The 24,393-nt window shown below is 68.8% G+C and carries 28 protein-coding genes and 3 pseudogenes; 24 read left to right on the forward strand and 7 right to left on the reverse strand.

What is annotated here, in order from left to right; genetic code table 11:
* Positions 1–5 precede the first annotated feature (5 nt).
* On the forward strand, positions 6–920 hold the full coding sequence (locus AB0959_RS30540) for a hypothetical protein (protein WP_366829870.1): 915 nt from the start codon (positions 6–8) through the stop codon (positions 918–920).
* Positions 921–1,140: 220 nt separating this feature from the next.
* Entirely contained in the window at positions 1,141–2,013 is an 873-nt protein-coding gene (locus AB0959_RS30545) for a leishmanolysin-related zinc metalloendopeptidase (RefSeq protein WP_366829871.1), read from the forward strand.
* A gap of 34 nt (positions 2,014–2,047) precedes the next feature.
* On the opposite strand, the pseudogene AB0959_RS30550 reads toward AB0959_RS30545, so the two are convergent.
* Positions 2,048–2,233 (reverse strand): annotated as a pseudogene (locus tag AB0959_RS30550) (hypothetical protein); the annotation flags it as partial.
* Positions 2,234–2,390: 157 nt separating this feature from the next.
* Between AB0959_RS30550 and AB0959_RS30555 the strand changes: the two are divergent.
* The 6 genes and pseudogenes from AB0959_RS30555 (at position 2,391) to AB0959_RS30580 (ending at position 7,380) form a co-directional block, all read left to right on the forward strand.
* Entirely contained in the window at positions 2,391–3,944 is a 1,554-nt protein-coding gene (locus tag AB0959_RS30555; RefSeq protein ID WP_366829935.1) for an ISL3 family transposase, read from the forward strand.
* A gap of 87 nt (positions 3,945–4,031) precedes the next feature.
* Positions 4,032–4,502 (forward strand): annotated as a pseudogene (locus tag AB0959_RS30560) (transposase); the annotation flags it as partial.
* Positions 4,503–5,021: 519 nt separating this feature from the next.
* Positions 5,022–6,038, forward strand: coding sequence for a reverse transcriptase domain-containing protein (locus tag AB0959_RS30565; protein ID WP_366829872.1), 1,017 nt, complete (start codon positions 5,022–5,024; stop codon positions 6,036–6,038).
* Complete coding sequence (locus AB0959_RS30570; protein ID WP_366829873.1) at positions 6,029–6,502, forward strand: group II intron maturase-specific domain-containing protein; 474 nt, start codon at positions 6,029–6,031, stop codon at positions 6,500–6,502. The genes AB0959_RS30565 and AB0959_RS30570 overlap by 10 nt, the downstream gene beginning before the upstream one ends.
* Before the next feature lie 112 nt (positions 6,503–6,614).
* Positions 6,615–6,784: pseudogene (locus AB0959_RS30575) on the forward strand (IS5/IS1182 family transposase); the annotation flags it as partial.
* A 65-nt stretch (positions 6,785–6,849) separates the two neighbouring features.
* Positions 6,850–7,380, forward strand: coding sequence for an IS5 family transposase (locus tag AB0959_RS30580; RefSeq protein WP_366829874.1), 531 nt, complete (start codon positions 6,850–6,852; stop codon positions 7,378–7,380).
* Positions 7,381–7,464: 84 nt separating this feature from the next.
* Here AB0959_RS30580 and AB0959_RS30585 read toward each other — a convergent pair whose 3' ends face one another.
* Positions 7,465–8,112, reverse strand: coding sequence for an HNH endonuclease (locus AB0959_RS30585; protein ID WP_366829936.1), 648 nt, complete (start codon positions 8,110–8,112; stop codon positions 7,465–7,467).
* Between the two features lie 356 nt (positions 8,113–8,468).
* Between AB0959_RS30585 and AB0959_RS30590 the strand changes: the two genes are divergently transcribed.
* Positions 8,469–8,849 (forward strand): DUF6083 domain-containing protein, encoded by a 381-nt coding sequence (locus tag AB0959_RS30590; protein WP_366829937.1) that lies wholly within the window; start codon positions 8,469–8,471, stop codon positions 8,847–8,849.
* A gap of 22 nt (positions 8,850–8,871) precedes the next feature.
* Here the strand turns inward: AB0959_RS30590 and AB0959_RS30595 are convergent, their stop codons facing one another.
* A complete protein-coding gene (locus tag AB0959_RS30595; RefSeq protein WP_366829875.1) occupies positions 8,872–9,234 on the reverse strand; it encodes a helix-turn-helix transcriptional regulator in 363 nt (120 codons plus the stop codon).
* Positions 9,235–9,750: 516 nt separating this feature from the next.
* Here AB0959_RS30595 and AB0959_RS30600 point away from each other — a divergent pair.
* Complete coding sequence (locus AB0959_RS30600) at positions 9,751–11,961, forward strand: helix-turn-helix domain-containing protein (protein WP_366829876.1); 2,211 nt, start codon at positions 9,751–9,753, stop codon at positions 11,959–11,961.
* Positions 11,962–11,973: 12 nt separating this feature from the next.
* Positions 11,974–12,531, forward strand: coding sequence for an XRE family transcriptional regulator (locus AB0959_RS30605; RefSeq protein WP_366829877.1), 558 nt, complete (start codon positions 11,974–11,976; stop codon positions 12,529–12,531).
* A 120-nt stretch (positions 12,532–12,651) separates the two neighbouring features.
* Here the strand turns inward: AB0959_RS30605 and AB0959_RS30610 are convergent, their stop codons facing one another.
* Positions 12,652–12,801, reverse strand: a complete 150-nt coding sequence (locus AB0959_RS30610; protein ID WP_366829878.1) for a hypothetical protein — start codon at positions 12,799–12,801, stop codon at positions 12,652–12,654.
* Positions 12,802–12,810: 9 nt separating this feature from the next.
* Here AB0959_RS30610 and AB0959_RS30615 point away from each other — a divergent pair, with 9 nt between their 5' ends.
* Positions 12,811–12,975: a hypothetical protein gene (locus AB0959_RS30615; RefSeq protein WP_366829880.1), complete on the forward strand. Its 165-nt coding sequence runs from the start codon at positions 12,811–12,813 to the stop codon at positions 12,973–12,975.
* Positions 12,972–13,232: a type IV toxin-antitoxin system AbiEi family antitoxin domain-containing protein gene (locus tag AB0959_RS30620; protein WP_366829881.1), complete on the forward strand. Its 261-nt coding sequence runs from the start codon at positions 12,972–12,974 to the stop codon at positions 13,230–13,232. The genes AB0959_RS30615 and AB0959_RS30620 overlap by 4 nt, the downstream gene beginning before the upstream one ends.
* 48 nt (positions 13,233–13,280) lie before the next feature.
* On the opposite strand, the gene AB0959_RS30625 is transcribed toward AB0959_RS30620, so the two are convergent.
* Complete coding sequence (locus tag AB0959_RS30625) at positions 13,281–14,096, reverse strand: oxidoreductase (RefSeq protein WP_366829882.1); 816 nt, start codon at positions 14,094–14,096, stop codon at positions 13,281–13,283.
* Between the two features lie 105 nt (positions 14,097–14,201).
* On the opposite strand from AB0959_RS30625, the gene AB0959_RS30630 reads away from it, so the two are divergent.
* From AB0959_RS30630 to AB0959_RS30655, 6 genes are all read left to right on the forward strand, one after another.
* Positions 14,202–14,813, forward strand: a complete 612-nt coding sequence (locus AB0959_RS30630) for a TetR/AcrR family transcriptional regulator (RefSeq protein WP_366829883.1) — start codon at positions 14,202–14,204, stop codon at positions 14,811–14,813.
* A 307-nt stretch (positions 14,814–15,120) separates the two neighbouring features.
* Positions 15,121–15,330, forward strand: coding sequence for a replication-relaxation family protein (locus AB0959_RS30635; protein WP_366829885.1), 210 nt, complete (start codon positions 15,121–15,123; stop codon positions 15,328–15,330).
* Positions 15,327–15,893: a replication-relaxation family protein gene (locus tag AB0959_RS30640; protein WP_366829886.1), complete on the forward strand. Its 567-nt coding sequence runs from the start codon at positions 15,327–15,329 to the stop codon at positions 15,891–15,893. The genes AB0959_RS30635 and AB0959_RS30640 overlap by 4 nt, the downstream gene beginning before the upstream one ends.
* Positions 15,894–16,443: 550 nt before the next feature.
* Positions 16,444–16,662 (forward strand): hypothetical protein, encoded by a 219-nt coding sequence (locus tag AB0959_RS30645; RefSeq protein ID WP_366829888.1) that lies wholly within the window; start codon positions 16,444–16,446, stop codon positions 16,660–16,662.
* Positions 16,659–17,567, forward strand: a complete 909-nt coding sequence (locus tag AB0959_RS30650; RefSeq protein WP_366829889.1) for a sigma-70 family RNA polymerase sigma factor — start codon at positions 16,659–16,661, stop codon at positions 17,565–17,567. The genes AB0959_RS30645 and AB0959_RS30650 overlap by 4 nt, the downstream gene beginning before the upstream one ends.
* On the forward strand, positions 17,564–18,391 hold the full coding sequence (locus AB0959_RS30655) for a hypothetical protein (RefSeq protein WP_366829890.1): 828 nt from the start codon (positions 17,564–17,566) through the stop codon (positions 18,389–18,391). The genes AB0959_RS30650 and AB0959_RS30655 overlap by 4 nt, the downstream gene beginning before the upstream one ends.
* A gap of 114 nt (positions 18,392–18,505) precedes the next feature.
* Here the strand turns inward: AB0959_RS30655 and AB0959_RS30660 are convergent, their stop codons facing one another.
* Complete coding sequence (locus AB0959_RS30660) at positions 18,506–19,771, reverse strand: hypothetical protein (RefSeq protein WP_366829892.1); 1,266 nt, start codon at positions 19,769–19,771, stop codon at positions 18,506–18,508.
* Between the two features lie 225 nt (positions 19,772–19,996).
* On the opposite strand from AB0959_RS30660, the gene AB0959_RS30665 reads away from it, so the two are divergent.
* The 5 genes from AB0959_RS30665 to AB0959_RS30685 all read left to right on the forward strand — a co-directional run bounded on the left by AB0959_RS30665 (position 19,997) and on the right by AB0959_RS30685 (position 23,568).
* On the forward strand, positions 19,997–20,146 hold the full coding sequence (locus AB0959_RS30665) for a hypothetical protein (protein WP_179382408.1): 150 nt from the start codon (positions 19,997–19,999) through the stop codon (positions 20,144–20,146).
* Positions 20,147–20,166: 20 nt separating this feature from the next.
* Complete coding sequence (locus tag AB0959_RS30670; RefSeq protein ID WP_366829894.1) at positions 20,167–21,339, forward strand: cupin domain-containing protein; 1,173 nt, start codon at positions 20,167–20,169, stop codon at positions 21,337–21,339.
* Positions 21,339–22,244 carry an aldo/keto reductase gene (locus AB0959_RS30675; RefSeq protein ID WP_366829895.1) on the forward strand — a complete coding sequence of 302 codons (906 nt, stop codon included), beginning with the start codon at positions 21,339–21,341 and terminating at the stop codon, positions 22,242–22,244. The genes AB0959_RS30670 and AB0959_RS30675 overlap by 1 nt, the downstream gene beginning before the upstream one ends.
* Positions 22,225–23,061, forward strand: a complete 837-nt coding sequence (locus AB0959_RS30680; RefSeq protein ID WP_366829896.1) for a hypothetical protein — start codon at positions 22,225–22,227, stop codon at positions 23,059–23,061. Before AB0959_RS30675 ends, AB0959_RS30680 begins: the two co-directional genes overlap by 20 nt.
* Positions 23,062–23,127: 66 nt before the next feature.
* Positions 23,128–23,568: a hypothetical protein gene (locus tag AB0959_RS30685; protein ID WP_366829897.1), complete on the forward strand. Its 441-nt coding sequence runs from the start codon at positions 23,128–23,130 to the stop codon at positions 23,566–23,568.
* Here AB0959_RS30685 and AB0959_RS30690 read toward each other — a convergent pair.
* Entirely contained in the window at positions 23,507–24,391 is an 885-nt protein-coding gene (locus AB0959_RS30690; protein WP_366829898.1) for a hypothetical protein, read from the reverse strand. The two genes, AB0959_RS30685 and AB0959_RS30690, sit on opposite strands and share 62 nt — an antisense overlap.
* Between the last annotated feature and the right edge of the window lie 2 nt (positions 24,392–24,393).

Raw genomic sequence — 24,393 nt, forward strand, 5'->3', positions numbered from 1 at the left:
CGCCGGTGTTCGGCAGCTTGCTTGACAAGAGCACCGGATGGCTCGGGCAGCGGCTCGTCGGCACACTGCTCCTCCCGGCGCTCGCGTTCTGGGCGGGCATCGGCGCGCTCGTCGCCACCCATCTTGGCTGGACCCAGGTCTCAGCTTGGTGGAGCGCCCTCGGCGGCGCGCGCCAGGCACTGGCCATTGGCGGCGCGCTCACCGGGCTGCTCATCTTCGTACTGCTGGCCAAGGCGGTGCTGCCAACCCTCGTCCGAGGCTACGAAGGGTTCTGGCTGCTGCGCGGCCCGGCCGTCCAACTCGGCCAGCTCGCTGTGACCCGGCAGCTCAAGCGGTGGCGGCGGCTGCGGCTGACCGATCCGCGTGATTTCGCTCGCCGCTACCGTGGCTTTCCGCCCGAGCCGCAGGACTTGCTACCCACCCGCCTGGGAAACGCGTTGCGCGCCGCGGAATTCTATGCGTCCGACAGCCGCCGCTACGGCATCGACGCGGTGTTCTTCTGGCCACGCCTGTACCCCCTGCTCCCGGACGCCCTACGCGGCGCGCTCGGCGCCGCCCGCGCATCCATGGAGCAATTCCTCGTGATCTCCTCTCTGTCCGCAGCCTTCGCGTTGGTCACCGCCGTGCTGGCGGCAGTCCTAGATCTTTCGGTGGCGGTGTGGATGCCGGTGCTCGTCTGCACCACGCTGCTCAGCCCTCTCGCCTACCGTGCGGCAGTATCCGCAGCGCTGAGTTACAGCGAGTTGGTCCGTTCCGCCTTTGATACCCACCGCCGCGCTCTGCTGGCCGCGATGGGTCTCGCCCTGCCTGAGACGCTGGAAGCGGAGCGCACACTGTGGCTGGCGCTCGGTCAGCAGCTGTACCGGCGGGACACCGACCGGCCGGATCTGATCTGGTTCACCACGGAAGCGCCTGCCTGACGGGCCGAGGCCGACAAGATGGCAGGGCGCCCTGGGAGTAAAGCCGGCATCCGTCTCAGGCCCGTCCGGTTCGGCGGCCGGGCCTCGAACATGTACTGCCATGCGCCGCCCGAGAAACAGGCGAAAATTCAACCATATTTGGTTGCATCGCCTACAACTCTGAACAGGAATAACGTGGTTTAGGGCGAAAGGCAGGCTACATGCGATAGGAGTAGCAGCCATGGGCAGGCAGATCAATTACGCCTTTGAAACTCACAGGGCAGTCGCTGACAGCGCCCGCGCCGCGGAGCTCGCCGCGACCACGTCTCCGTTCCAGATCGAGGTGCGGTTCCTCGGAGGGCTGACGAACAGCCAGAAGAGCGTCTTCGCCGAAGCCGCGGACCGTTGGACGCGTGTCATCGTGGGAGACCTGGAGACCGCGATCATCAACGACCTCACCGGTACGGTCGTGATCGACGATCTATTGATCGACGCCGAAGGCGTGCCGATCGACGGTGTCAACCACGTCCCCAACATCCTCGGGCAGGCTGGCCCGACGCGGTTCCGGAGGGACGATGCCGCCAGCGGAGCGGGACTTCCCGCGAAGGGGCGGATGAGGTTCGACAGTGCCGACCTAGCCCAGATGGAAGAGGAGGGCTCACTCCTCGACGTCATCACGCACGAGATGGGGCACGTACTGGGAATCGGAACCGTCTGGCAGGACTTCGGCTTCCTGAAGAACTTCCCCGGCCCCGACCCGACCTTCGTCGGACCCGGCGCCATGGAGGAGTTCGGCAGACTCACCGGAGAAGGGCCCGCCCCGGTGTCGGTCGCCAACGTCGGCGGTCCCGGAAGCGCAGGCGGCCACTGGCGTGAGAGCGTCTTCGACAACGAGCTGATGTCGCCGAACATCGATGGCAGCAACAACCCTCTGAGCCGGCTGACGGTGGCGAGCCTGAGGGACCTCGGTTACACGGTCGACCTCGATGCCGCACAGGACTACGAGCTTCCGGATCTTCTCGATATCGCGCGCTCCGGCCGCGTCCCGGCCTTGGTGCCGGAGCATGTGGTGCTCCCGACCATCCCGACCCGTATCCCAGCCGAGAGGCCCTGACGGACCTCGCTCCAGCACGCTGAGAGCGTGGACGTTCGAGGAACGCCTCCTGGCCGCAGGAGGCGAAGACGCGGTGCACGGCCTTGCCCGAATACGACAGGCGCATCGCGAACACGAAGCAGGTGACCTGCTCACGGGCCAGGCGTACCTTCACGTCGCCGAAGTCCACCTCCGCCTCGGCCCCCGGCCGGTGGGACTGCGTGTCGGCGTACACCTGAACGTGGCTCTGGCAGGATTTTCGTAGGCGGAGATCATCTCGGTGCCACGGTCGTCCGGTCCGCAGGACGGGCAGCCTGTGACTGTGCTCTGTTGAACTGGTCAGCCTATTACCGCAGTTGTCCGATGTGCAGGTGGTCTCGGTCGAGGCTTCCGATGCTGTGGTTGCGGTCCGTGCTCGTACGAGATCCGGTGAACCGGCGGGATGTACGGGATGCGGCCGGCTCAGCGAGTGGTGCCACAGCCGCTATGTACGGCGCCTCGCCGACGTCACGCTCGCAGGCCGCCCTCTGCGCATCGACCTGTCCGTACGCCGCCTGTACTGCGAAAACGTAACCTGCCCGAAGGTGACCTTCGCCGAGCAGGTTCCGGGCCTGACCGTCCGCTATCAACGGCGGACACCACAGCTGCAGTGCCTGGTGGAGGACGTAGGCGTGGTGCTGGCCGGCAGGGGCGGATCCCGGATGCTTCGGATCTTGAACGTCAGGCTCTCGCGGGTCGCCGTCCTGTCGCAGCTGATGCGGGTATCCCTTCCGCCGCTGGTCACGCCCCGGGTGCTGGGGGTGGACGACTTCGCGCTCCACGGCGACACCTACGGCACTCTGCTGGTCGACGCCACCACCCGGCTCCCGCTCACCCTCTGGGAGGGGCGCGATGCGGAACAGCTCGGCCGCTGGCTCCGTGAACACCCGGGCGTTGAGGTCGCCTGCCGCGACGGGTCCCTCACCTACCGGCAGGGCATCACCGCCGGCGCCTCCGAAGCGGTGCAGGTCAGTGACCGCTTTCACCTCTGGCAGGGCCTGTCCCGTCGAGTTCAGGACATCGCATCCGCCCATCGCGGCTGTCTGCCCGCGGCCCTGCCCACGATCAGTGAGGTCGATCCCCTGCCGGTCGAGGAGACCACCGCTAGCACCGCAGTGGACAGCAGGGCCGGGCGCCATGCCCAGCATCTGTTCGATGCTGTTCAAGCTCTGATTCGCACCGGCCGCAGCCACAGCTCCGCAGCACGTGAGCTCGGCCTGGACCGCCGAACCGTCGGCAAATACGCCCGCGCCCGCACCTGGCAGGAGGTGATGCGCCGACCACCCCGCAAGCCCTCCACGCTGGACCCTTACCTCGACTACCTGCGGCAACGCTGGGACGAAGGGCAGCACAGCGCGAAGATCCTGCACGAAGAACTGCAGACCAAGGGCTACCTCGGCCACTACCAGCGCGTGAAAATGGCCGTCGCACCGCTCCGTCGCGGCCTGCCCATCGACGAGCCACGCGAGCGACCGCCCTCACCTCGCGAAGCGGCCCGCTGGATCACCACTCACCCGCACCACCACAACCCGCACATCAACGAGCGGCTGCCCCCGCTCCTCGAACACTGCCCCGAACTCAAGCTCACCCACGACCTGGTCCGCCGCTTCGCCACCATGGTCGACAACCGCGACGCGGCACCCTTGCCGGGCTGGTTGAGCGACCTCGCCAACAGCGGACTGGCACCACTCGCCGGCCTTGCCGCAGCCCTGCACGAAGACCGACAAGCCGTTGCCCAGGGCATCTCGACCTCTTACAACTCCGGGGTCAATGAAGGTCGCATCACCGACGTCAAGTTGCAGAAACGCCTCATGGCCGGACGAGCCAGCGTCTCTCTTCTCCGCCACCGCGTCATCCTGATCGCCCACCTCCGCCGACGCTACGCGGACCGGACGACCGTGGCACCGAGATGATCTCCGCCTACGAAAATCCTGCCAGAGCCAGAGAAGTCCGTACGCCGACACTGCGGAATGAACGCGTATACCACGCCGCGGCCGGCCTCACGCCTGGCCGACCAACTCAGCTCTGTGGTCAAGGAGTTAGCGGGACGGGCGGGTGAACGCCTCTCACGCGTGCTGGCCTTCTGGATCTCTCGCTCGACCGCCCTGCGCATGCTCATACGCAGGGCGGCACCGCCGCTGCGCGTCCCGCGTGTGCTCGGCATCGATGACTTCGCCCTCAAACGCCGGCACCGCTACGCCACCGTGGTCATCGACGCCGAGACCGGCGAGCGGATCGACGTCCTGCCTGACCGCACCGCCCAGACCCTGGTCGCGTGGCTGCGCGAGCATCCCGGGGCCGAGTACGTCTGCCGGGACGGCTCCACTACCTACGGCGAGGCGATCCGCCAGGCCCTACCCGAAGCGGTGCACGCCAGCGACAGGTGGCATCTCTGGTCCGTGCGCCGTGAGGCGCTGATTGATCGAGTGGAGGTGAGAGACCTTCGCCTCCGTCCTGTCGCAGCAGGGCGGTGAAGCTGGGGGCAGTCCGACCCGGGAGGTGCTGGGGAGGATGGCAAGCGGCCCCGACGAAGCCGGGACGTATCAGCACTGCCAGATGGTGCGGGTCCGGCAAGCAAGACGGAGAGGTATACGAGAGGAACCGGTGGTTGAAGCCTCCTAAGGTGCCATCAGCTCGAACCTGGCGGATCTGGGCTGGTAGCGGTGCATGCTCGCCTTGTGCCATGGCGGGCAACTCCCGGGTCGTTGTTTTCCAGACGATCCGGGAGGCCACGGTGAAGTGCTGCGGGGTAGCCGTGGCGATGCCGCGGGGGTATAGCCGGGTGCCTACTCCGACGAGCGATCAATCAGTGAACACGGGAACCTCCCCAGCCTTGCCCGCTCCCGACGCTTCCAGCGCAGGCGAGCCGGGCTGGGCACACCGTCTGTCGACCAGGCTGTGGGAGGGGCGGAGCCGCCGTAGTACTCCGAGCCGGGGAGAGCCCGGCACATGGGGAAGGGCGGCAGCGAGATCGCAAGGGAGGTTCTGCAATGTCCGGAGAATCCGGGGTGGATGCCCCGGTCGCGTGGCCAGTGCCCGATTTCGCTGAGCTGCGGGTACGGAGGATGCAGGTCAAACTGCACCGTTGGGCGGCAGCCGATCGCGGCTTCCGGTTCGACGATGTGTTCAACTTCATCTGTGACCCGGCCACCTTGGTGATGGCGTTCGAACGGGTCGCAGGCAATACCGGGGCCCGGACGGCGGGCGTGGACGGCGTTCGCGCCGACCACGTGCGTGCGGCCGGGGCGGAGGCGTATCTGGACCACATCCGATCACAGCTGCAGGCAGGGGTCTTTCGGCCAATGCCGACGCGTGAGCGGATGATCCCCAAAGCGGGCGTGAAACTGCGCCGGTTGGGGATCCCGACCATTGCGGACCGGGTGGTGCAGGCCGCGTTGAAGTTGGTCCTGGAACCGATCTTCGAGGCGGACTTCCGTCCGTGCTCGTACGGGTTCCGGCCCAACCGGCGTGCGCACGACGCGATCGCCGAGATCCATCTGTTCGGCTCCCAGGGCTATCGCTGGGTGCTGGACGCGGATATCGAGGCGTGCTTCGACCGCATCGACCACATGGCCCTGATGGACCGTGTTCGAGCGCGGGTGAAGGACAAGCGGGTGCTGGCGCTGGTGAAGGCGTTCCTGAAAGCCGGGATCATGACCGAGCTTGGCGAACGGGACGAGACCATCTCCGGGACTCCGCAAGGAGGCATCCTGTCACCCCTGTTGGCCAACATCGCACTGTCTGTGCTCGACGACTTCGCCGCCGAGCAGTGGGCAACCGCGATGGCCAGTCGACAGGATCGCGAAAGACGGCGCCACCGGGGCCTGCCGACGTGGCGACTGGTCCGCTACGCGGACCTATGCCGAACTCGGCATAGGCCGACGACTTCGTCGTCATGGTGCACGGCGCCCGGGAGGACGTCGAGACGCTGCGCGAGCAGATCGCCGAGGTGCTCGCACCAATGGGTCTTCGCTTCTCCGAGGCCAAGACCAGGGTCGTGCACCTGAGCGAGGGCTTTGACTTCTTGGGCTTCCACATCCAGTGGCGGCGCAAGAAAGGCACGGACAAGTGGTATGTCTACACCTTCGTCGGCAAGCAACCCGTGCGGTCGCTCAAGACGAAGATCCGTGCGCTGACCCACAGATCGTCGCAGCAGGATCTGGGATACGTGCTGACCAGGCTCGGCCAGATCATGCACGGTTGGGCCGGGTACTTCAAACACGCCGTGGCCAAGGACCTCTTCTCGATGCTCGACGCCTTCACCTGGCATCGAGTAATCCGGATGGTCATGGTCCGGCGCCGTTGGCGATGGCGGGACGTGGCGCGATGGCTGCGGCGGCCCAACGGGTCGTGGCAGCCAATCCACGCAGGGGAGATCGAGCTTCGGCCGATCGCGCGGATCCCGGTCACCCGATACCGCTACCGCGGCACCCGGATCCCAAATCCCTACCTGCGAACCGAGGTTGCCTAGCGGAAACCATGGAGAGCCCGTTGCGTTGAGAGGCGCACGGCGGGTTCGGCGAGAGGTCCGGGGAAACGGACCGGGAGCAATCCCGGCACCGCGCCCCGGGCCTACTCAGCGGCCCTGGAAAACCGTGTATGAACGCCATCGGCTGTGGTCGGCCGACAGCACCTGGGAGCGTCTGCTCCAGCAGGTCCATGCCGCTGTCGATGCTGCAGGCGAGATGGACTAGGACATCGCGGTGGACGCCAACTATCGCCGCGCGCCCATCAGCACGCGGCCGGCGCCCGCACCAATCCGCCGCCGGCTCCCTCGCCAAAGGGAGCCGAAGCAGCGGAACATCAGGTCGAAACGGCGTGGCAGAGCCTCCTCGCCCGCCTGGTGGAGGTGGTGCAGGAGGTGAGGGCCTGGGCCGCTCGCGTGGCGGGCTCACCAGCAAACTCCACCTGAGCGCGGACGGCCGCTGCCGCCCGCTGTCCCTGCTCGTCACCGGCGGCCAACGGGCGGACTGCACCCATTTCAACGCCGTGCTGGAAAGGATCCGCGTCCCGCGCATCGGTCCAGGCAGCCCACGCACGAAGCCCGACAGCCTTGCCGCGGACATGGCTTACAGCAACGGCCCGTGCCGAGAATATCTGCGGCGCCGGGGCATCCGGCACATCATCCCGGAGACGACCGACAGCCAGACCGCCCGCCTACGCACAGCGTCACGCGGCGGACGACCGCCTTGCTTCGACGAGGACCGCTACAAGAAACGCAACACCGTTGAGCGGGCCATCAACAGACTGAAGCAGTCCCGGGCCGTGGCCACTCGCTACGACAAACGCGGCTACGTCTTGCTCGGCACAGCCACCGTCGCAGCCCTGGTCATCTGGCTCCGTGCATGATCGGCCGGACAAGTCCTAGCTGGACAGGCGAATGCTGCACGGCGAGGTGGGCGTTCCGTTGAAGTGGGGCGCCCACCTGCGCTGCTACGCCTGGGTCCTGCCGGGATGAGCTCTCGACAGGATCTCCTGGTCTCGCCGCGCGGCTACCTCTGCGAGGCGGTCGGCGAGTTCATGACGGTCCCTACCCCGGGTTTTGAGTGCGTGGCAGTTGGGGCATAGGGCGATGGCGTTGCTGCCGTGGTCTCGGCCGCCTTTGGCGTGCTCGTTGACGTGGTCGATTTCCAGGATTGGATCGCCGTTGTCGGTGTAGCCGATGGGCTCGGGGTCTCTGCAGCCTGGGTTTTCGCAGCGCCCCTCACAGCGGATCATCACACCTGTGCGGGTGGCGGGGTTGCGGACTCTGTGTTCGGTAGTCCGTTCTACGCGCCGTTGGTCGCGCCCCGTGCGCTCCCACTCTTCGGCTTGCCTCATATATTTCGCGTACCGCTCGGCGCGGCTTACGACCCGGAGCCTGCGGGGTTGGTAGGGCTGTGCGGCGAGCGATGGTAAGGCCGCTGGGGGAGGTTGCGGCTTGGATAGTGCTTCGATCATTGGGAGGAGCCGGTGCTGCCCGTCCTGCACGTACAGGTGGCCTTCATCGCTGATAGCGAGGAGAGACCGAGGCCGGTCCCCGTGCAGCCGTAGCCGGTAGGCGGCAAGGAACGTGCGGGTCTTCCCGGTGCCTGTTGCCATCTGGAGCACGCCTTGGGTCGGGCGGTCGGTCTGAGCTCTGCGGGGTTGCCAGTTGCAACTGTTTGTGTCGTCGCCGCGTTTCTCGCCTCTGACCCACGCTGGGAGGTCGCGGGGCGTTGTGGATTCATCGCTCACTGTGCATCACCTCGCGGTGACTGTGCCATGAAGGTCTGACAGCGGGCAGCGGGGCGAGGCCTCGCTCTGTCTACGGCGCCTGTCCGGCCGCCGCCACCGTGACGCCTGCACCTGCCGGATACACGCGTCGCCTCGCCTGCCACCGTGTACCTGTCATGCCGCAGGTTTCCCGTCTCATTGCCGCCGTGGTGCGGCGGCCGTCCTGCCCGCACGCTCACGGTATGGGGGCCAATGGGGATGTTCCGCGGTTGGGCGGCGGTCAGTCCGCGTGCCCGTTTTGTGGGTTGCCGCAGGACAGGGTGCTGACGCTGGAGCACGATTGGGTGCTGCTTGAGCCGGACGTGAATCCGCCAGCACACCTGGTGCCAGCGGAGCACCGTTGGATCGTACTGTCGGACGGCCGGGTGACCGTGTACGCGGTGTGTCCGCCGGACGGTTCGCAGCGGTGCCGGGTCGAGCATCGGCTGGCGTGTGCGGGGCAGCAGCTGCCCGACCTGTGGCCGTGGTTGACGGTGCTGCGGTTGGAGAACGGACGACGGGCAGAACGGCAGGCGGTCGGGGAGCCGGTGCTGGCAGAGGTCGAGCTGCCGGACGCGGGGTAGCCGAGTCCGGGCTCAAGGCGGATCAGGGAGTGATCCCGTTGCCCTGGTTGTGGCGGACGAGGCCGCGAAGCTGGATCTCAACCATCGCTTGCTGCCCCGAGGTCAGGCTTCTGAACAGCTGGAGCAGGCGCACTTCCACCTCGGGTGAGACGGGTTCTGTCGTCTTGCGGCCTGCGGCGGCGAACATTTCCTCGGCGGTGACCTCCGGGAATTCTCGAGCGAGGGCATGGAGGGCTTCGGGGCGCGGGGTGCTTTTGCGGTGCACCCAGTTGTTGACGCTGGAGACGTGGACGCCGATCCGTTTCGCGATCTCGGTCTCGGTCACGCCGCGTTGATCCTTGATGCGGGTGATCAAGTCCGCCACGTCCGGCTGCTCATCGTTCACGCTGCCCCCTCGCTGTGATCCCGCCATCATGCCGCCGACCATCCTGCGCACACGCTGGTGCCCCGGTCCGGACGCGGACCGGGGCACCAGCGTCATCCGAGGTAGTCGATGTTGAGCAGGAGCACGAGCCGGACGAGCGGTTCCTCGATGACGCAGTGACAGCCGCCCTCGTCGCCACGCCCACTGTTCGGAGCGGAACGTTCCCCCGCAGGAGTTGCACGCGTGCTTGAAGGACGCCATCCAAGCGTTCACCCAGGCTGCGCGCGGCCACCTCAACGCCCACGAGAGACCCCCAATCGGACCGGCGCTACTGCTATTCACGGTTCCGTGCACAGGATGCCTGCCGGTTGCACGGTGCCCTACGTCAGGCTCACGCAGCCACCGATCGCCTGCTACCTCGCTATTCGCATCCAGCGCGTACCAGCCGACACCCTAGTCGGCAATGAGCGATTCATGCGTGAATCCTGTGCGATTCAACGAGCGTTTGACGTAGGGTGGCTAGCGGAGGTGAGCTCTGTGCCCACTGAGAACGAGCTGTTTAGTGCTGTCGATGCGCTGTTGGAGCAGGTAGCCCAGGACGACCTGCCGCCGCCCGCTGAGCGCAAGCGACTGCGCGAGGCTGCCGGGCTGAGCCAGGCCCAGGTCGCGAAGGCCACGGGGACCCGCCGGGAGGCGGTGGGGAACTGGGAATCCGGCAGGACCGAGCCGCGGCCGCCGCAGCGCGCTGCGTACGCCCGGCTGCTCGAAGGCCTCGCCGCGCGCTTCCCTGCCCCCGACACCGAAGCGGACACGGACCCCGAGCCCGCCGTGCCGGACACGTTCACCACCGCCCCCGCCCCAGCGGCCCTCGCCCCGGCGACCCCCGCTCCGTCGGCGCCGGCCGCCGCGAAGCCACCCGCCCAGGCGGCGGGCACGACCAGGCCGACGTCGACGTCGCGGCGGCCGACCACGAAGAAGGCGGCGAAGAACACCACCGCGACGGTGGCGGCCGCGGTCGACCCGCGTTTCGAGAACGGCCCGCTCGCCGTGGTCGACTGCGAGTACGGGCAGGTGTCGGCGTACTGCGCTGGCGGCCTGGTCCTGGACGTGCCCGCCAAGTCCATCCCGGCCCTGGTCGAATGGACGCTCAAGGAGGCTCGGCTCGGTCAGCCGAAGCTGTCCGGCCCGGGCAAGGACGCCGACCCCCTGATCGTCTTGACCGAGTCGGTGCTGGAGCGCTACGGCCTCCCCGTCGCTCTCACCGACGAAGAGCGGCTCGCCGGTCGGATCCCGGAGGACCACAAGGTCATCAAGCAACTGGCCCGCGCCGACTGGAAGCTGACGAAGCGCGGGTTCGGGCCGTGGGCGCGGATCTACCGCCCGGCACAGGGCTCGGAGCGCACCTGCGTGCAACTGTGCATCCCGTCCTGGCACGCCCTCGACTCCCGCCACTGGGGCGAGGCCGGGCAGCTTCCACCGGCGGACCTCGCCCGGCTCCTGGGCGCCTACGCGTCGCGGGTGATGACGCCGCGCGGCTCCACCGCCGTCACCGGCCTGGAGCTGATGACCGCGCTGCACCCGCCGACCCGCGCCTCCGAGCCCGACGCGACGGGGAAGCGGCACTCCGAGCACAACCCCGGCTCGCTGGGCAAGGACCCCGTGGACTGCGCCCCGTGCGAGGTCCCCGACGGGCACCCGCTCCTGGCGGACTTGCCGCGCTTCCACGTCCGCGGCCCCGGCGAGAAGCTGTTCGAGGAGGCATACGACTGGGCGCGGCCGATGACGGATGCCGAGTGCACCCTGCGGCACCTGGTAGGCATCGACGTGAACATGGCCTTCGCCGCCGGAGCCAACGGCCTGGCCGTCGGCCTCGGCACGCCGACGCACGTCAAGGCGCCGGTGTTCGATGCGAAGCTGCCCGGCTCGTGGCTGGTCGACCTCTCCCACGTCGACCTGTCGAGGGTGAAAGTCGCCAAGGACCAGTGGGCGGACCTGGACGCGACTCTGCTGCCCAGCCCGTTCACACCGAAGGGCGAGCGGCCCGAGGGGCCGGCCTGGTACGCCACGCCCACGGTCGCCTACGCGGTGGAGCTCGGCTACGAGGTGCGGCCGATCGAGGCGTACGTCCGGTACGAGAACGGCCGCTACCTGGACGGCTGGTACAACCGGCTGCGCGACGCCTACCTCGCCACGATGGCCGACCTCGGCGTGCACGCGGATATGGCGCCAGCCGACTTCCTGGCGGCGATGGACGGCTACAAGGAGCACGACTCGCAGCTGGCGATCGTCGTCTCGGCGATCAAGGCCACGGTCAAGGGCGGCCTGGGCAAGCTGCGCGAGCGCCCGCGCGGTGAGGGCTGGCGGCCCGGCGAGCCGTGGCGGGCCCTGTCCCGACCGACGTGGCGACCGGACATCCGCGCGGCCGTCATCTCCCGCACACGGATCAACCTGCACCGGAAGATCGTCAAGCACGCGGCGTTCACCGGGCAGTATCCAATCGCGATCCTGTCCGACTGCGTCGTGTACGCGGCCAACGGCACCTCGCCCCTGGACTTCCTGCCCTACCGGGACGGCAAGCCGCTGCCCGGCGGCTTCAAGCTCGGCATCAACCCGGGCCTGGTCAAGCACGAGGGCACCCAGAGCGTCCTGTGGGGCGAAGAGGTCCGCGAGCGGTTCAACGCCCCCGAGCTCAACCTCGCCCGCTACATCAAGGACGGCACCGTCACCGACGTCGACAACGGAGAGTAGGAGAGGGCGACGATGAGCCTGTTCGGGGACGGCCTGGACACCGCGGTGCAGAAGGCGTTCACCCGCCCGGCACCCAAGAGCGCGCCCGCGCAGATGCGGTACCTGGTCAAGCAGCTCAAGGGCACCAAGCCGGTCGCCCAGATGCTGCGGATCTCCCAGCGCACCGTCGAACGGTACGTCAAGGACCAGATCAAAAAGCCCCGCCCGGACCTCGCCGCGCACCTGGAGCGCGAGGTGAAGGCCCGCTGGCAGCCACAGATCCGGGCCAAGGCCCGGCAACAGGCGGCGACGACCGGCGGGATCGTCATCGACACCCGGGCCCGGATCGGCTACACCGCACCGATCGGCTCCACCGACGAGGACCGGCTCCGGCACCTGACCGTCGCCCTGCCGCCGCAGTACGCCGCCCGTCTCTTCGAGGCCCAGGAGCAGGGCGCCACCGAGCAGCGGCTGCGGGAGATCGCAGCCGAAGGGCTCAAGGAGGTGTACTTCCAGGACAGCGGCCGACGCGCCGGCCAGCTGGAAGAGGTCCGCTTCACCGACATCGAGCACCTCGAGTTCGACCTGTAGCAGCCCGCACCCTGAACAGCCTGCGAGCCAGGACCAGTTGGTCCGAGCTCGCTCGCGTATCCGCGCGGGTCGGATAGTCATGCACGCGACGCCGTGCTCAACGACGCCCCCGCGTTCCGATCACCCCGCGCCCGTGACCGTGCCGGGAGAAGGCCGGCCTTCCTGCACGGCGAGCGCCGCGTCGACGAAGGTTCGCACGAGCGCGGCCACCTCGGACGCCGTGACGTCCTTCGCCCAGTTCCCGTTCGCGTGCCAGCCGCTGCACTCCATCTGGAACCGGTGAACACCGCGCGCGTGCTCCACCTCGCGGGCATACGGCTGCTTGCGGCAGCGCCCGTGCCGCTCAGTCTGCTCCAGGTGCGCGCGGACGACGTCGATGTGGAACCGGCGCGGCAGAGTCCGCTGCCCGAGACAGCCGCGGCACTCCAGGAGAGCTCACCGTGACCCGCAAGGTCATCGACGCCCTGACCCCGCCCGACGACGAACCGGCCCTCGCGGAGGCCGCCACGGTCTACCAGCGCATCGTGACCGCCTTCACCGAGCACCCCGGGCGGGTCTTCCGCGTCCGCGACCTACACGAACTCCTCAAGCTACCTACCGACGAGCCCTCGATCAACGTCACCCGCTCCCGCCTGGGACGGCTCGTCCGCCAGGGACTCCTCGACCAACCCGGACGCGGCCAATACCAGAAACGGAATTAATGTCCACTGAGTGGTGCGGGTTGTGGTGGCGGGGGGTGGGGGTGCCGGTCAGGCGGGCAGCTGGTTCAGCTTGCGGATCTGCCGGTCGAAGGCACGAGCGGGGACGAGGCGGCGCAGGGTGCTGACGCGTCCGGCGGTCGGTCCGGCGGGGTAGCGCAGCTTCGGCTTCGGGTCGGTCGCCGCGGCGACGATCGCCTTGGCGACGATGGCGGGATCGTCGCCGTCCTTCATCGCCGCGGCCATCACGCGCTCGAAGGCCTGCCGCTGCTGCTCGTAGACCGGCAGAGGCGTGGCGGGTTTCGGGGAGTTGGCCTCGAACGCGGTCCTGGTCACGGCGGGCTCGACGAGCAGTACGCGGACGCCGTGCTGGCGGACCTCGTGGTCCACGGACTCGGAGTAGCCCTCGACGGCGTGCTTGGACGCGGCGTAGGCGGCCATGTACGGCGCGGGGACGAACCCGAGGACGGACGAGATGTTGATGATCCGGCCGCGGCCTTGGGAGCGCATGTGCGGCAGGACGGCCTTGGTCATGCGGATCAGGCCGAAGACGTTGATGTCGAACAGCTGCTGGTCCTGGGCAAGGGAGCGTTCCTCCCCGGCGCCGGCGGAGCCGATGCCGGCGTTGTTGACCAGGACGTCGATCCGCCCGAACTTCTCGATCACGCGGTCGACCGCGCGGGCGACCGAGGTGTCGCTGGCCACGTCGAGGTCGAGGAACGTCACGCCCTCGCGGCGGTCGTCCCCTGAGGCTTTGCGGCTCGTGCCGACGACCTCGAATCCCGCATCGGCGAGCGCGAAGGCGGCCGCCTTGCCGATTCCTGACGATGCTCCGGTCACGAGTGCTACCGGCCGGTTTGTGGACATGATGGGCCTCCTCATTGATTGGATTATGACCGTAATGCAATTACTCTAGGGCGGGAGCCGGAGAGCGGCAAGCGGCCTCTCCGCCGGAGCTATGAGGAGGAACGCGTGGCGCGCTACGCGAAAGACCACAAGCAGGCGACGCGGCAGCGGATCATCGAGGCCGCCGGCCGCCGGTTCAAGAAGGACGGCATCGACGGCTCCGGAGTCTCCACGCTGATGTCGGACGCGGGGCTGACCAACGGCGCCTTCTACGCCCACTTCGCCTCCAAGGAGGACCTCGTCGCGAACGCCGTCGCCGACCAGCTGGGCGCGCAGAACGCGAGCCTTGAAGCACTCGCGCCCGGCCGCGCCGGGCTCGAACAGTTCGTCCGCGCCTACCTGTCCGCCGAGCACCGTGACGCCCCCGAGAACGGCTGCCCCACGGCCGCTCTCCTCGACGAGATCGGGCGATGCACGGACGCGACCAAGCAGGCGTTCACCGACGGCCTGCTGACCGTCATCGACGACATCGCCGCCCGCCTGGCACCCGACAACCCGCCCTCGGCACGCGCACAGGCGCTCGGCGTCTTCGCCATGATGGTCGGGACGCTCCAACTCGCCCGCGCCCTGGCCGATCCCAAGCTCGCCGACGACGTCCTCGACCAGGGTGTCCACAACGCCCTTGCGCTGCTGGACGCCGGACCTGTCCGGCAGCGCCGCGTCCGACGGCCTGCGTGAGGGCGCGCCGTCCGGCGATCGTGAATGCCTTCAACCGGCACCCCGACCAGGCGTTCCGGGCACGCGAGCTGCACGAACTCCTCGGCATTCCCACTGATGAGGCGTCCGTCAACATCACCCGCAGCCGCCTCGGACGCCTCACCCGTCAAGGCTTCCTCACCCAACCCGGACGAGGCCGCTACCAGAAACGGACTTAACGTCCACTGAGACGTCGGCGAAGGGGAAGAAGTCCACTCCTGCGGCCGGGACGGTGCGGGCCGATGCGCTGCGGCTGCTGGGGTGCGTGCGGATAGCGACGGCCCGGCAGATGGCGCAGGTGATCACAGCGGAGGATCGGGATGGCCGTTCGTACGTGTGCAGGGCGATGAAGGAACTGGCGGAGCTGGGGCTGGCGGAGACGAACGGCAAGGACGGCAAGCATCAGATCTGGAACCTGACCCCGGCCGGGCAGAAGGCTCTGGCCGACGGCAACGAGTTGCCACCCCGACCGAAGGCCGGCACCGGGCGAAGGCGGTGAAGGCCGGGTTCGGACCGCACGGCGTCGCGGTGACGGGCACGATCCTCGCCTACATCGACACGATCCTCGACGGCGGCCATGAGTATCTGACCGACTGGCAGGTGGAGGTCAACCACGCCATCAAGGAGACCGGCCTGAGCTTCAACACCGACGCCGTCCTCGCCCTGCCGACCAAGACCAGCGAGGTCCGCCTCTTCGAACTCGACAACGGCACCATGTCCCAGGCCCGCCTCGCCCAGGAGGTGAGGGACTACGAGCGCTACGCCGGGCACCGCGTCTGGGAGGGAGCCCGCGGCACCAACGGTCGCACGTTCCCGTTCTGGCAGCGCCACCGCTACACCCGCTCGGAGAGCCTCCCGCGGCTGCACGTCGTCCTGGCGGGCAAGGCGGAGCACCTGCTCGACAACCGCCTCCAGGCGCTCACTGCCGACGTGCACAGCATCGCCATCGCGGTATGGGTGAACACCCTGCCTCGGCTGAAGCGCGGCGAGCCCTGGCACGAGATCGGCGTCGACGACCCGGACCGGCGCCGCCAGCGCTACCCCGAGCCCGTAGGCCGCTGAAGAGGCAGGGCAGACAAGCCGGAACGAACGCTCCTCACACAACAGCCGTGGGGGAGCGTCGTTCCGCAGCCTGTTCGCGGGCGTTGTCAGTGCCGTGGTCTACGGTCCTCGTGTCCCGACACGGGACTGTTGTGCTCTCGCCTGGCCTTACGGCTGGCCAGGCGAGAGCGGCATGGCCCGCTTCCCCCCTTTGACGGGTTGGCACGGGGGCGGGCCCTTCCGGATGGAAGGCCGACACCAACGGCGTCTGTTCTATTGACGTCTCTTCGACGTGCAATTGCAAGGAAATCCGGGAACTTCCACCCGTCAGCGCGCCTGCTTGCGTTTCTGACCGACGTAGTTCTGGCGAGGCGTCCGGATGGTGTCGGTGATCGCCATTGTTCCGTGATTCCTTGATCACGTGGCGTCACAACTGCCGTTCTGGCCATGCTGGTTCACCTTCCCGGGCACTGCGGCTTGGCACCCGCCCGCCCGGGGTGCGCGGCGGCCCCTTTTCCGGATGGGGCCGCCGGATCCCCGAGGCCGACTTTCCGACAGCAGAGGAACCTGGATGAAGTCCCGTCAGATAGTCGTCACCGCGGTCACGGCAATGGTGTTCGCCTGGAGCATCGTGCTGGTCGCCGCCGGTGAGACGGCCGCAGTGGCCGCGCTCGCCCCGGCCCTTGCCCTGACTGTGCAGCAGATCGTGCACGCCTCCCGTTCCCACACCGCGTCCGGCACCGGCAACCGCACTAACGCGGCCACGGACAAGGAGGACGACGCACCGTGATCACTCCTGCCGAGCCGCCCGTACCCCCCGACAGACCGTTCACCGTCCGGCCCGGCCGCAAGCTCGGACCGATCGCCTCGTTCGTCGGCAGCGCCCACCGGGCCTGGCTGGATCCGATGCGCGAGAGCTACCTCGCCAGCGGTCTGACCTTGAGCGATCTCAGCACACGCATGCGGTTCGCCAAGTCCAAGCTCTCCGAACTGCTGCGCGGTGTCGGTCTCTACCCCCGCTGGGAAATCGTCTACTTATTGGCCACCGAGCTGGGCATGCCGAACTGGCCTCTGTACCGGCTGTGGTGCCAGGCCGCGCTCGAAGCCCACAGGAGCAGCGAGTGGGTCGACGACTGCACCGAACGGTCCCCGATCCTGACCGCCACCCACACTGCCCCACCCTTGGATCACCGCGCGTTCCGCGAACTCGTGGAACTGGACTACCTCCTCTACGCCCAGGTCTTCCTCAACGACGACCGGCGTGACTCCGCTGTGTCCAACACCTTCGACATCCTCTGGCTGTCCTGGGACGACGCCCTGGCCAGCCAGGACACCCGCCGCTACGCCTGGAACGTCCTGCGCACCACGGTCATGGCCAGCACCCCGCACCGGGACGGACGGCCCGAGCTGGGGATGGCCGCCTTCGACACCGCCGCCCTTCAGTCCCTCGCCGACCCGGCCGACCGCATGGACCAGATCGCCGAGAGCTTGAAGCTGTTCGCGGCCATGAGCCGCCTGCCCTGCAGCCAGCTCGATGTCATGGTGCTGCGCCGGCTGTGGAATCGCCCGCCCGAGACCGTCTCCGCCCTCCTGGGCGTGTCACTGGCCGCCGTCCGCTCAGACGAGCGTCACGCCACCCGCTTCCTGGAGAGCGTCCTGTGCCCGCCGCCCCCGACCGAAGGGAACACCCCGTGACCGGCATCGAAGAACTCCTCTCCAGAGCCAGACTCGTCCGCGAGCGCACCCTGCCGCGTGACATCCTCCACTCAACCGCACCATCGTTAGCACCCGATGCCGACCACACCGTCCACAGCTCCCCAGGCGGCAGCCGCCACGCGGCGGCTGAGGACCTGCGTATTCTGTGCGAAACGCTCGTCTCGCACACCCCACCGGGCACCGTAGCCAAATTCGTCACCAACCAAGTCCCCGAACCTCGTGCAGCCCTGGTCCTCGCGTGTGTCCTGCAGCTGACCGACACAGACGAAGGCGCCCGCTTCTGGTGGCAGTACGCCGCCGGCGCCGGACAAGCAGCCGCCGCCTACTGCCTCTACCTCCACCACCTGGCACTGGGGGAGGGGGACACCGCCGACTTCTGGCACCGGCAGACCGACGACGTCCAGCCCCCACCCCAACCCCCCGCGTTCGACGACGGCGGCACCTGGCACCCGGCAGAACACCGCATCACCAGCACGGCCACCACTCACTTCATGCGGGTCCTTGGCCACCTCGCCAAGCAGACCGTCCGCTCCCGGCCCGCCGGAGTCAGCAAACTCATGGCCTACATCCCCACGGCCGTCACGGCCGGCTACCTCCGTGAGCCCGACACCGAGCTCCCGCTGCCCGGTCACGAATTCGCCCGCCGCATCAACAGCCTCCTTGCCGCAGCCGACCACCCCTCCATCTGGGACAGCCGCCCCAGCCGCCCCGCCCCCGGGCCGTACACATCCCCGGACACCAGAGCGGTCGACCATGAGCACAGGCAGACGACCCCCGAGCAGATGGGCACCGCGAAACGCTGAACATGACAGAGGGGACCGGGCTGGACACACCACGGCCCCGGAGGAGAAGCCGCCCCTGGGCCCCGGCATCTCAAGTCTCTTCGATCACGCTCCAGACTGCCGGACTACTCGATTTCAGGCCGCCAGGACGTCTCGCAACTCACGCACGGCGCGTTCGTGGTGGTGCTGGGCGGGGATCGCCTCGTACAGGTCCTGGGCGCGGCGGCGGACCAGGCCGGTGCGGTAGCCGTCCGGCAGTCCGGTCAGGGCGGCGACCGTGCGGCGGCATGCTTGTTCGCTGTCGCCGTCGTGGTGGGTGCAGGCGGCGGCGTCGATGTGCAGCAGGGTGCGCGTCATGGTGCTGGTCGGTGCGGACAGCTCCAGCGCACGCTGCTGGCTTTCCCGGGCGCGGCGGGTGTCTGCGAGCGTGGTGTACGCGTGACTGAGGTGGACGTGGTGTTTCTGTTCGCTGTAGGTCAGCCACGTGTCCGACCGTTCCCCTTCGGGGAGCCGGTCCATGAGGGCGTCGGCGGCCGCGAGCGCGGCGCGGGCCTGCTCGGGCTGGCGGTTGAGGGCGTAGGCGCGGGCGGCGACCGCGGCCGCCAACGTCGCTGCGGCTGTCGGCCGGTGCCCCGCAGTGCGTCGGGCCTTGTCGGCGAGGTCGGCCGCCGCCTTCGGGGCGCCGTAGTTGAGCGGGACCATGGCCTCACGGGCCAGGACCCAGGCGTGCAGCTGGCTGTCGCCGGATTCGGCGGCGGCCCGGGCGGCGGTGGCGAACCAGCCGCGGGACTCCGTGCGGCCGCCCAGGTCGTGTAAGACGATCGCGGTCATCCCGGCCATCTGCCCGGCCGTCCGGCACAACCTGGCCCGCACCGGGGCGGGCTGCGCGACGGTGAGCAGCGGGCGCAAGGTCGTGAAGTCAGCGACCAGGTCGGCCAGGACGCGGGTCGGCTGCTGGCCGTGGTAGCCATACCCGTAGCTCTCGGCTGCGGCCTCCAGGTCGGCGAGGTCCTGGGGCGCGTCGGGGGAGAGGGTCTGGTCGACGTCGGTCCGGGCGGCGGTGAGGGCGGCGAGCGCCGGAGCGGTGAGGCCGGCGGCGAGCGCGCCACGAAGCAGGTTGCGGCGCTTCATCGGATCATCTCCATGGTCGGACTCCGTGCTGAGAGCGGCGGTGTCTTCCCAGGGTTGCGCAGCGAGGCCCAGCAGGGCACCGGGAATGCGCAGACCGCCGGAGATTCGCTCGACAGTTGCCAGCGCGGTGACAGCCGCGGCGCCTCGGGCGATCTGGCTGACACGCTCGGACTTGAGCGCGCACGCCTCCGCGATCCGGTTGAAGGAGATGCCCACGCCGTGGGCCATGGCGAAGACCACCGAGAAGTCCCTGTCATGCAAGGCCCTCACGAAGACGGGATCGGCCAGCAGACGGCGCGGCACTTGGGCGGGTGACGGCGGTAAGTCGTCCACAAGTCCCCCTGAAAGCCCGTGGAATGACGCTGCGTCAGCCCAACGACCATACCCGCCGTGGGGGCCCCATGACGGGGTTATCGCCAGCCGTTGTCGTGGCTGTACTTGCGGGTGTCGCGGCCGCGCCGTCAGGGCCCGGCCGACCGATCAGGAGGAGGACCCATGCAGAGTCCCGTCCAGCCCCCGCCCGCCACATCCGGGCCGTCGACCGGCGGTCTGGTCCGTTCCCGTCGGCTGATCGTCGCCGCTCGGGGCCGCAACGCCATCCCCTCGGACGGCGGCGGCACCGGCAAGAGCGACGGCAACGACTGACGAGCGGGAGCCCTGACGCGATGACGGATGTGTCCATCGCGGCGTGCCTGGGCGAGGACTTCCTCGCCCAGGCACTGCACCGCGAATACCGCCACGTACCCGGCGCGCTCGATGTCGCCGGGCTGATGACCTGGGACGACCTAAACCAGATCCTGGCCGCCCACCGGCTGGAGCCGCCGCGCATGCGGCTGTCTCGTGACGGCGAGACGCTGCTGGTCGGTGGTTACACCGCCCCGGTGGCCACGCGCCGGCACACCGTGTGGCACCGCCTCCACCCCGCCGAACTGCACGCCCGCCTCACCGAGGGCGCCTCCCTCGCCTTGGACAGCGTCGACGAACTCCACCCGCCGATCGCCCGTCTCGCCGAAGCGATCGAGCGTGACCTGCGCACCCGCGTGCAGGCGAACCTCTACGCCTCGTGGACCAGCACCGAGGGCTTCGGGGTCCACTGGGACGACCACGACACCATCGTGGTCCAGCTGGACGGCGCCAAACGGTGGCGGATCTACGGCACCACCCGCCCGTTCCCGCTGTACCGCGACATCAAAGACCCGGGCGAGGCGCCCACCGAGCCCGTTGCCGACTTGGTCCTGCATCCCGGGGACGTGCTGTACGTGCCGCGCGGCGTGTGGCACGCGGTCTCCGCCGACCAGGGCACCCGCTCCCTGCACGTCACCTGCGGCCTGCAGACCCACACCCCCACCGACCTGATGGCGTGGGTGTCCGAGCAACTGCTCGCACACGAGGACTGGCGGCGCGACCTGCCCCTGCTCGCCGCGCCGGACGTACAGGCCGACGCCGTGGACGGGATGCGCAAGCGGCTGTCCGAACTGCTGGACGACCCGACGCTGATCGCCCGCTACCGGGCCGCGATGGACGGCCAGGCCGTCGGCCGAATGATGCCGAGCCTGCCGTACATCGACGGCACCCCGGCCCATCCCGGCCTGCGGGTCCGGCTGACGACCGCCCGCGCAGTGCTGGAGGTCGGCGAGGACGCGTCCACGCTGTCCGCCGCCGGGAGCACGTTCGAGTTCGCCCCGGCCGCTGAGGCGGTGCTGCGCCCGCTGGTCGACGGTAGCACCGTGGCCCTGGCCACGCTCGCCGACACGGCCGGCCTCGACCTAGAGGACGTCGCCGGGCTGGTCCAGGAGCTCGTTGCCGGGCAGGCCGCGACGGTGGGGAGCCTTCTGTGATGGCACAGCTCGCTCTGGGCACCTACCGGTGCCGGGCGATCCCGGAGGCGGCCGTCCGTGCGGCCGCCTCCGGCGCGCAGTGGATCGACACCGCCCCCAACTACGCCACCGGCCAGGCGCAGACTTTGCTGGCTCCGGCCCTGGCCGCCCACCCAGCCCTGCGGATCGCGACGAAGGTCGGCTACTTCACCGCGGCCACCGGCGCCGACGCTGTGAACGCCGGTGTCCTCACCGAGGACCAGACGGCGACCGGGCACAGCCTCGCCCCGCAGTACGTGCGCTGGCAGACCGGCCGTAACCGCGAGCAGCTCGGGCGTGATCGGCTGGACCTGCTCCTGCTGCACAATCCGGAGCGCGCCCATTCCGGCGACCGCCCCGCCCTGCACCGCGCGATTCGGGAGGCGTTCGTCGTCCTGGAAGAAGCCGTGACGGCCGGGCAGGTGGCCGGGTACGGCATCGCCACGTGGGCGGGCCTGGAAGTGGAGGCCTTCACGGTGGGGGAGCTGCTCGCCCTGGCCACCGAAGCCGCGGGCGGGCGGCACCACCTGGTCGCGGTCCAACTGCCGGTCAGCCTGGTGATGATGACGCCGATCACGCAGGCCCTTCACGGCCGGGGCCCGCTCCCGGCCGCCACTGGCGCGGGGCTGCGGGTGATGGCCTCCGCCCCGCTGCACGGCGGCGAGTTGCCCGGCATAGTCGACCAGGAGCTCGCCGACCTCATCCGGCCCGGCCTGACTCCCGCACAGGCGTGCGTCCTAGCGGTCGCGTCATGCCCAGGAGTGACGGACGTCCTCATCGCCGCCTCCGGTACGCCACACTGGAGTGAGGCAGCCGACGCCGTCGCTCAACCCTCCCTGACCGCCGCCAAGTTGCGGGAGATCACTGGTGTACTCGCCTCCCCCTGACCCGGACACCGAGCGCCGCATGCGCGCCCACCACGCCCGCGCCGCGAAGGCCCTGGACGTGCAGGTGGAGTCGGGCGGGGAGTTCTGGGGTTGGGCCGGGCGCACACTGGGTGCCCCGGCCCGTACCGCTGCCGGTCAACCGGCGTGGCTGCGGCTGGTGTCCGCGCCGGAGGACAAGGCGTCGGGAAAGCTGTGGGACGGCGCCCTCGATGCCCAGCATGCCTTCGGCGATTTCGACGGGCACCGGGCCGGGCTCCTGGCCGTTCACGACGCCGTCGACGACGGCACCGCCTACCGGGCTGAGCTGTCGGTGCGCGTCGATCAGCCGGTCCTGTCCGACGACCCGATCCTCCAGCACGACCTCCATCTGCCGGACTCCTGGTGGGCCGACCTCGCCGGGACATTGGAGAAGGTGTCGGCCTTCGACACCGACCGCGTCGCCGTACGACGGCAGTACATGGACCGGGCGATCCCCCAGTTCGTAGGCATCCCGGCACCCGCCGCCATCTGCTGGACCACAGCCCACGCCGACGTGCACTGGGCGAACCTCACCGCGTCGCCTCTACGGCTTTTGGACTGGGAGGGATGGGGCCGCGGGCCGGAGGGGTTCGACGCCGCCACGCTCTACGCCTACACATTGCTCCAGCCGGACACCGCCGCCCGCGTCCGCACCGTCTTCCCGGTACTGGGCAGCCTGGCCGGCCTCGCCGCCGAAGCGACCGTGTGCGCCCAGCTTCTCCAGACCGTGGCCCGCGGCGAGAACCTGGTCCTCGAGGACCAGCTCCGTCACTGGTCCGAGGAACTCCGCCGGCGCTGACGGCAAGGGCCGCAGGTCGGAGTTTGCTGCGGCTCCCTGTTCAACGCGCTCGCCGAGGACGTGATCGTGTTCGCGGAAGCCGCGGGCGCCGAGGTGGAGTTCGAGCGGCTCGCGGTCATCCCCGAGCAGATCGCCACCTACAACCTGCCGACCGCCCCGCCGGAGGCGACCGACCGGCGCTCGTTCTCCGGCACCGCCACCACCCAGGCCGAGGCCCTGCCGCCCGACATCCTGGCCGCGATCGTGCGCGAGGCCATCGCAGCCCACCGCGACCGCGAAGTGCACCGACAGACACCCGCCCGCGAAGAGGCCGAACGTCGCGCGATCCGCGAACGCCTGGACAGATGTCGGGCGGCGAAGCACCTGGCCAGCTACTGCTGTCATCGCCAGCTCGACGGGCTCCGGAACTCCGTGCGATGCCCAGGTCAGCCAGACCCTCGGACTGTCACTGGAGCAAGGCGTCGTGGATGCGACGCGCTACCACGGAGTGCTCTAGATAGCCCGTGATCCCATGATGGTTGGGAGTGCCATTTCGCATCTGACTGTAGTTCTCGATTTCCGGGTGGGCCGGGAAGTGGTCGTTGTCGAGCGGGTGGAGGGCGACGCAGTCCTGTGGGTCAAACGCGTTGAACCAGTCCCTAACACCGTGGGGGCGACTCGTGGGCCGTAGCGCCTGGGCGATGGGGCGGACTGCAAGTGGTGAGCCGAGGGTGATGAAGGTGGGCACTTTCCAGTTGAGTTCATGGGCCTTGCGCTTGAGCAGGTTGTAGACGATAACGGTGCCCAACGAGTGGGCAACGACGACGTGTTCCTCATCGGGTGTGAGGGCTTGCTGCACCCCGTCTTCGATCATCGTCTGAATCCCGGGGAAACGCAGGTAGCGGAACACATCGCGGGTGACGAGCTCCAGACTGGCGCCAGCGAGCCCAGGAGACTTTTCGATCACGCGCATAGCGGCGATCACCCAGGGCCAGTTCTGGAATCCCTTCTCGATCATTTCAGGTTCCTCTGTGGCAGCACGGATGTCTTCTTCCTGTATGCCGAGCTGCTCCACCGCGTCCGCAACCATCTGAGCGATGAATTCCTTCTCACCTGAGGCCATTTCACCGTAGCCCTTGATGATCACATCAGGCGCGTTGCCGGGCAGGCCGTTCGACAGGTGATGCAGCGTGTCTCCGTAGTAGGGGAATCGGATCCGATCCTTAGGAACTGCTGCGTCTATGCCTGCATCAGCCAGTCCTTTGTGGAGTGCATCAATCCACTGATGCTTCAAGTCGTCAGCATCTTTGAACTGCTGGGAGCGTCCGTGAACGAGAACGAGCTGGCGCATCG

The organism is Streptomyces sp. NPDC046862, assembly GCF_040704615.1.
GTDB lineage: Bacteria > Actinomycetota > Actinomycetes > Streptomycetales > Streptomycetaceae > Streptomyces.

Bases quoted from the DNA above. Each gene is read 5' to 3' on its own strand.
- AB0959_RS30545 (WP_366829871.1), top strand. From the start codon at position 1,141: ATGGGCAGGCAGATCAATTACGCCTTTGAAACTCACAGGGCAGTCGCT.
- AB0959_RS30565 (WP_366829872.1), top strand. From the start codon at position 5,022: ATGTCCGGAGAATCCGGGGTGGATGCCCCGGTCGCGTGGCCAGTGCCC.
- AB0959_RS30585 (WP_366829936.1), bottom strand. From the start codon at position 8,112: ATGGCAACAGGCACCGGGAAGACCCGCACGTTCCTTGCCGCCTACCGG.
- AB0959_RS30590 (WP_366829937.1), top strand. From the start codon at position 8,469: ATGGGGGCCAATGGGGATGTTCCGCGGTTGGGCGGCGGTCAGTCCGCG.
- AB0959_RS30605 (WP_366829877.1), top strand. From the start codon at position 11,974: ATGAGCCTGTTCGGGGACGGCCTGGACACCGCGGTGCAGAAGGCGTTC.
- AB0959_RS30610 (WP_366829878.1), bottom strand. From the start codon at position 12,801: ATGGAGTGCAGCGGCTGGCACGCGAACGGGAACTGGGCGAAGGACGTC.
- AB0959_RS30625 (WP_366829882.1), bottom strand. From the start codon at position 14,096: ATGTCCACAAACCGGCCGGTAGCACTCGTGACCGGAGCATCGTCAGGA.
- AB0959_RS30635 (WP_366829885.1), top strand. From the start codon at position 15,121: ATGGCGCAGGTGATCACAGCGGAGGATCGGGATGGCCGTTCGTACGTG.
- AB0959_RS30645 (WP_366829888.1), top strand. From the start codon at position 16,444: ATGAAGTCCCGTCAGATAGTCGTCACCGCGGTCACGGCAATGGTGTTC.
- AB0959_RS30665 (WP_179382408.1), top strand. From the start codon at position 19,997: ATGCAGAGTCCCGTCCAGCCCCCGCCCGCCACATCCGGGCCGTCGACC.
- AB0959_RS30670 (WP_366829894.1), top strand. From the start codon at position 20,167: ATGACGGATGTGTCCATCGCGGCGTGCCTGGGCGAGGACTTCCTCGCC.
- AB0959_RS30675 (WP_366829895.1), top strand. From the start codon at position 21,339: ATGGCACAGCTCGCTCTGGGCACCTACCGGTGCCGGGCGATCCCGGAG.
- AB0959_RS30690 (WP_366829898.1), bottom strand. From the start codon at position 24,391: ATGCGCCAGCTCGTTCTCGTTCACGGACGCTCCCAGCAGTTCAAAGAT.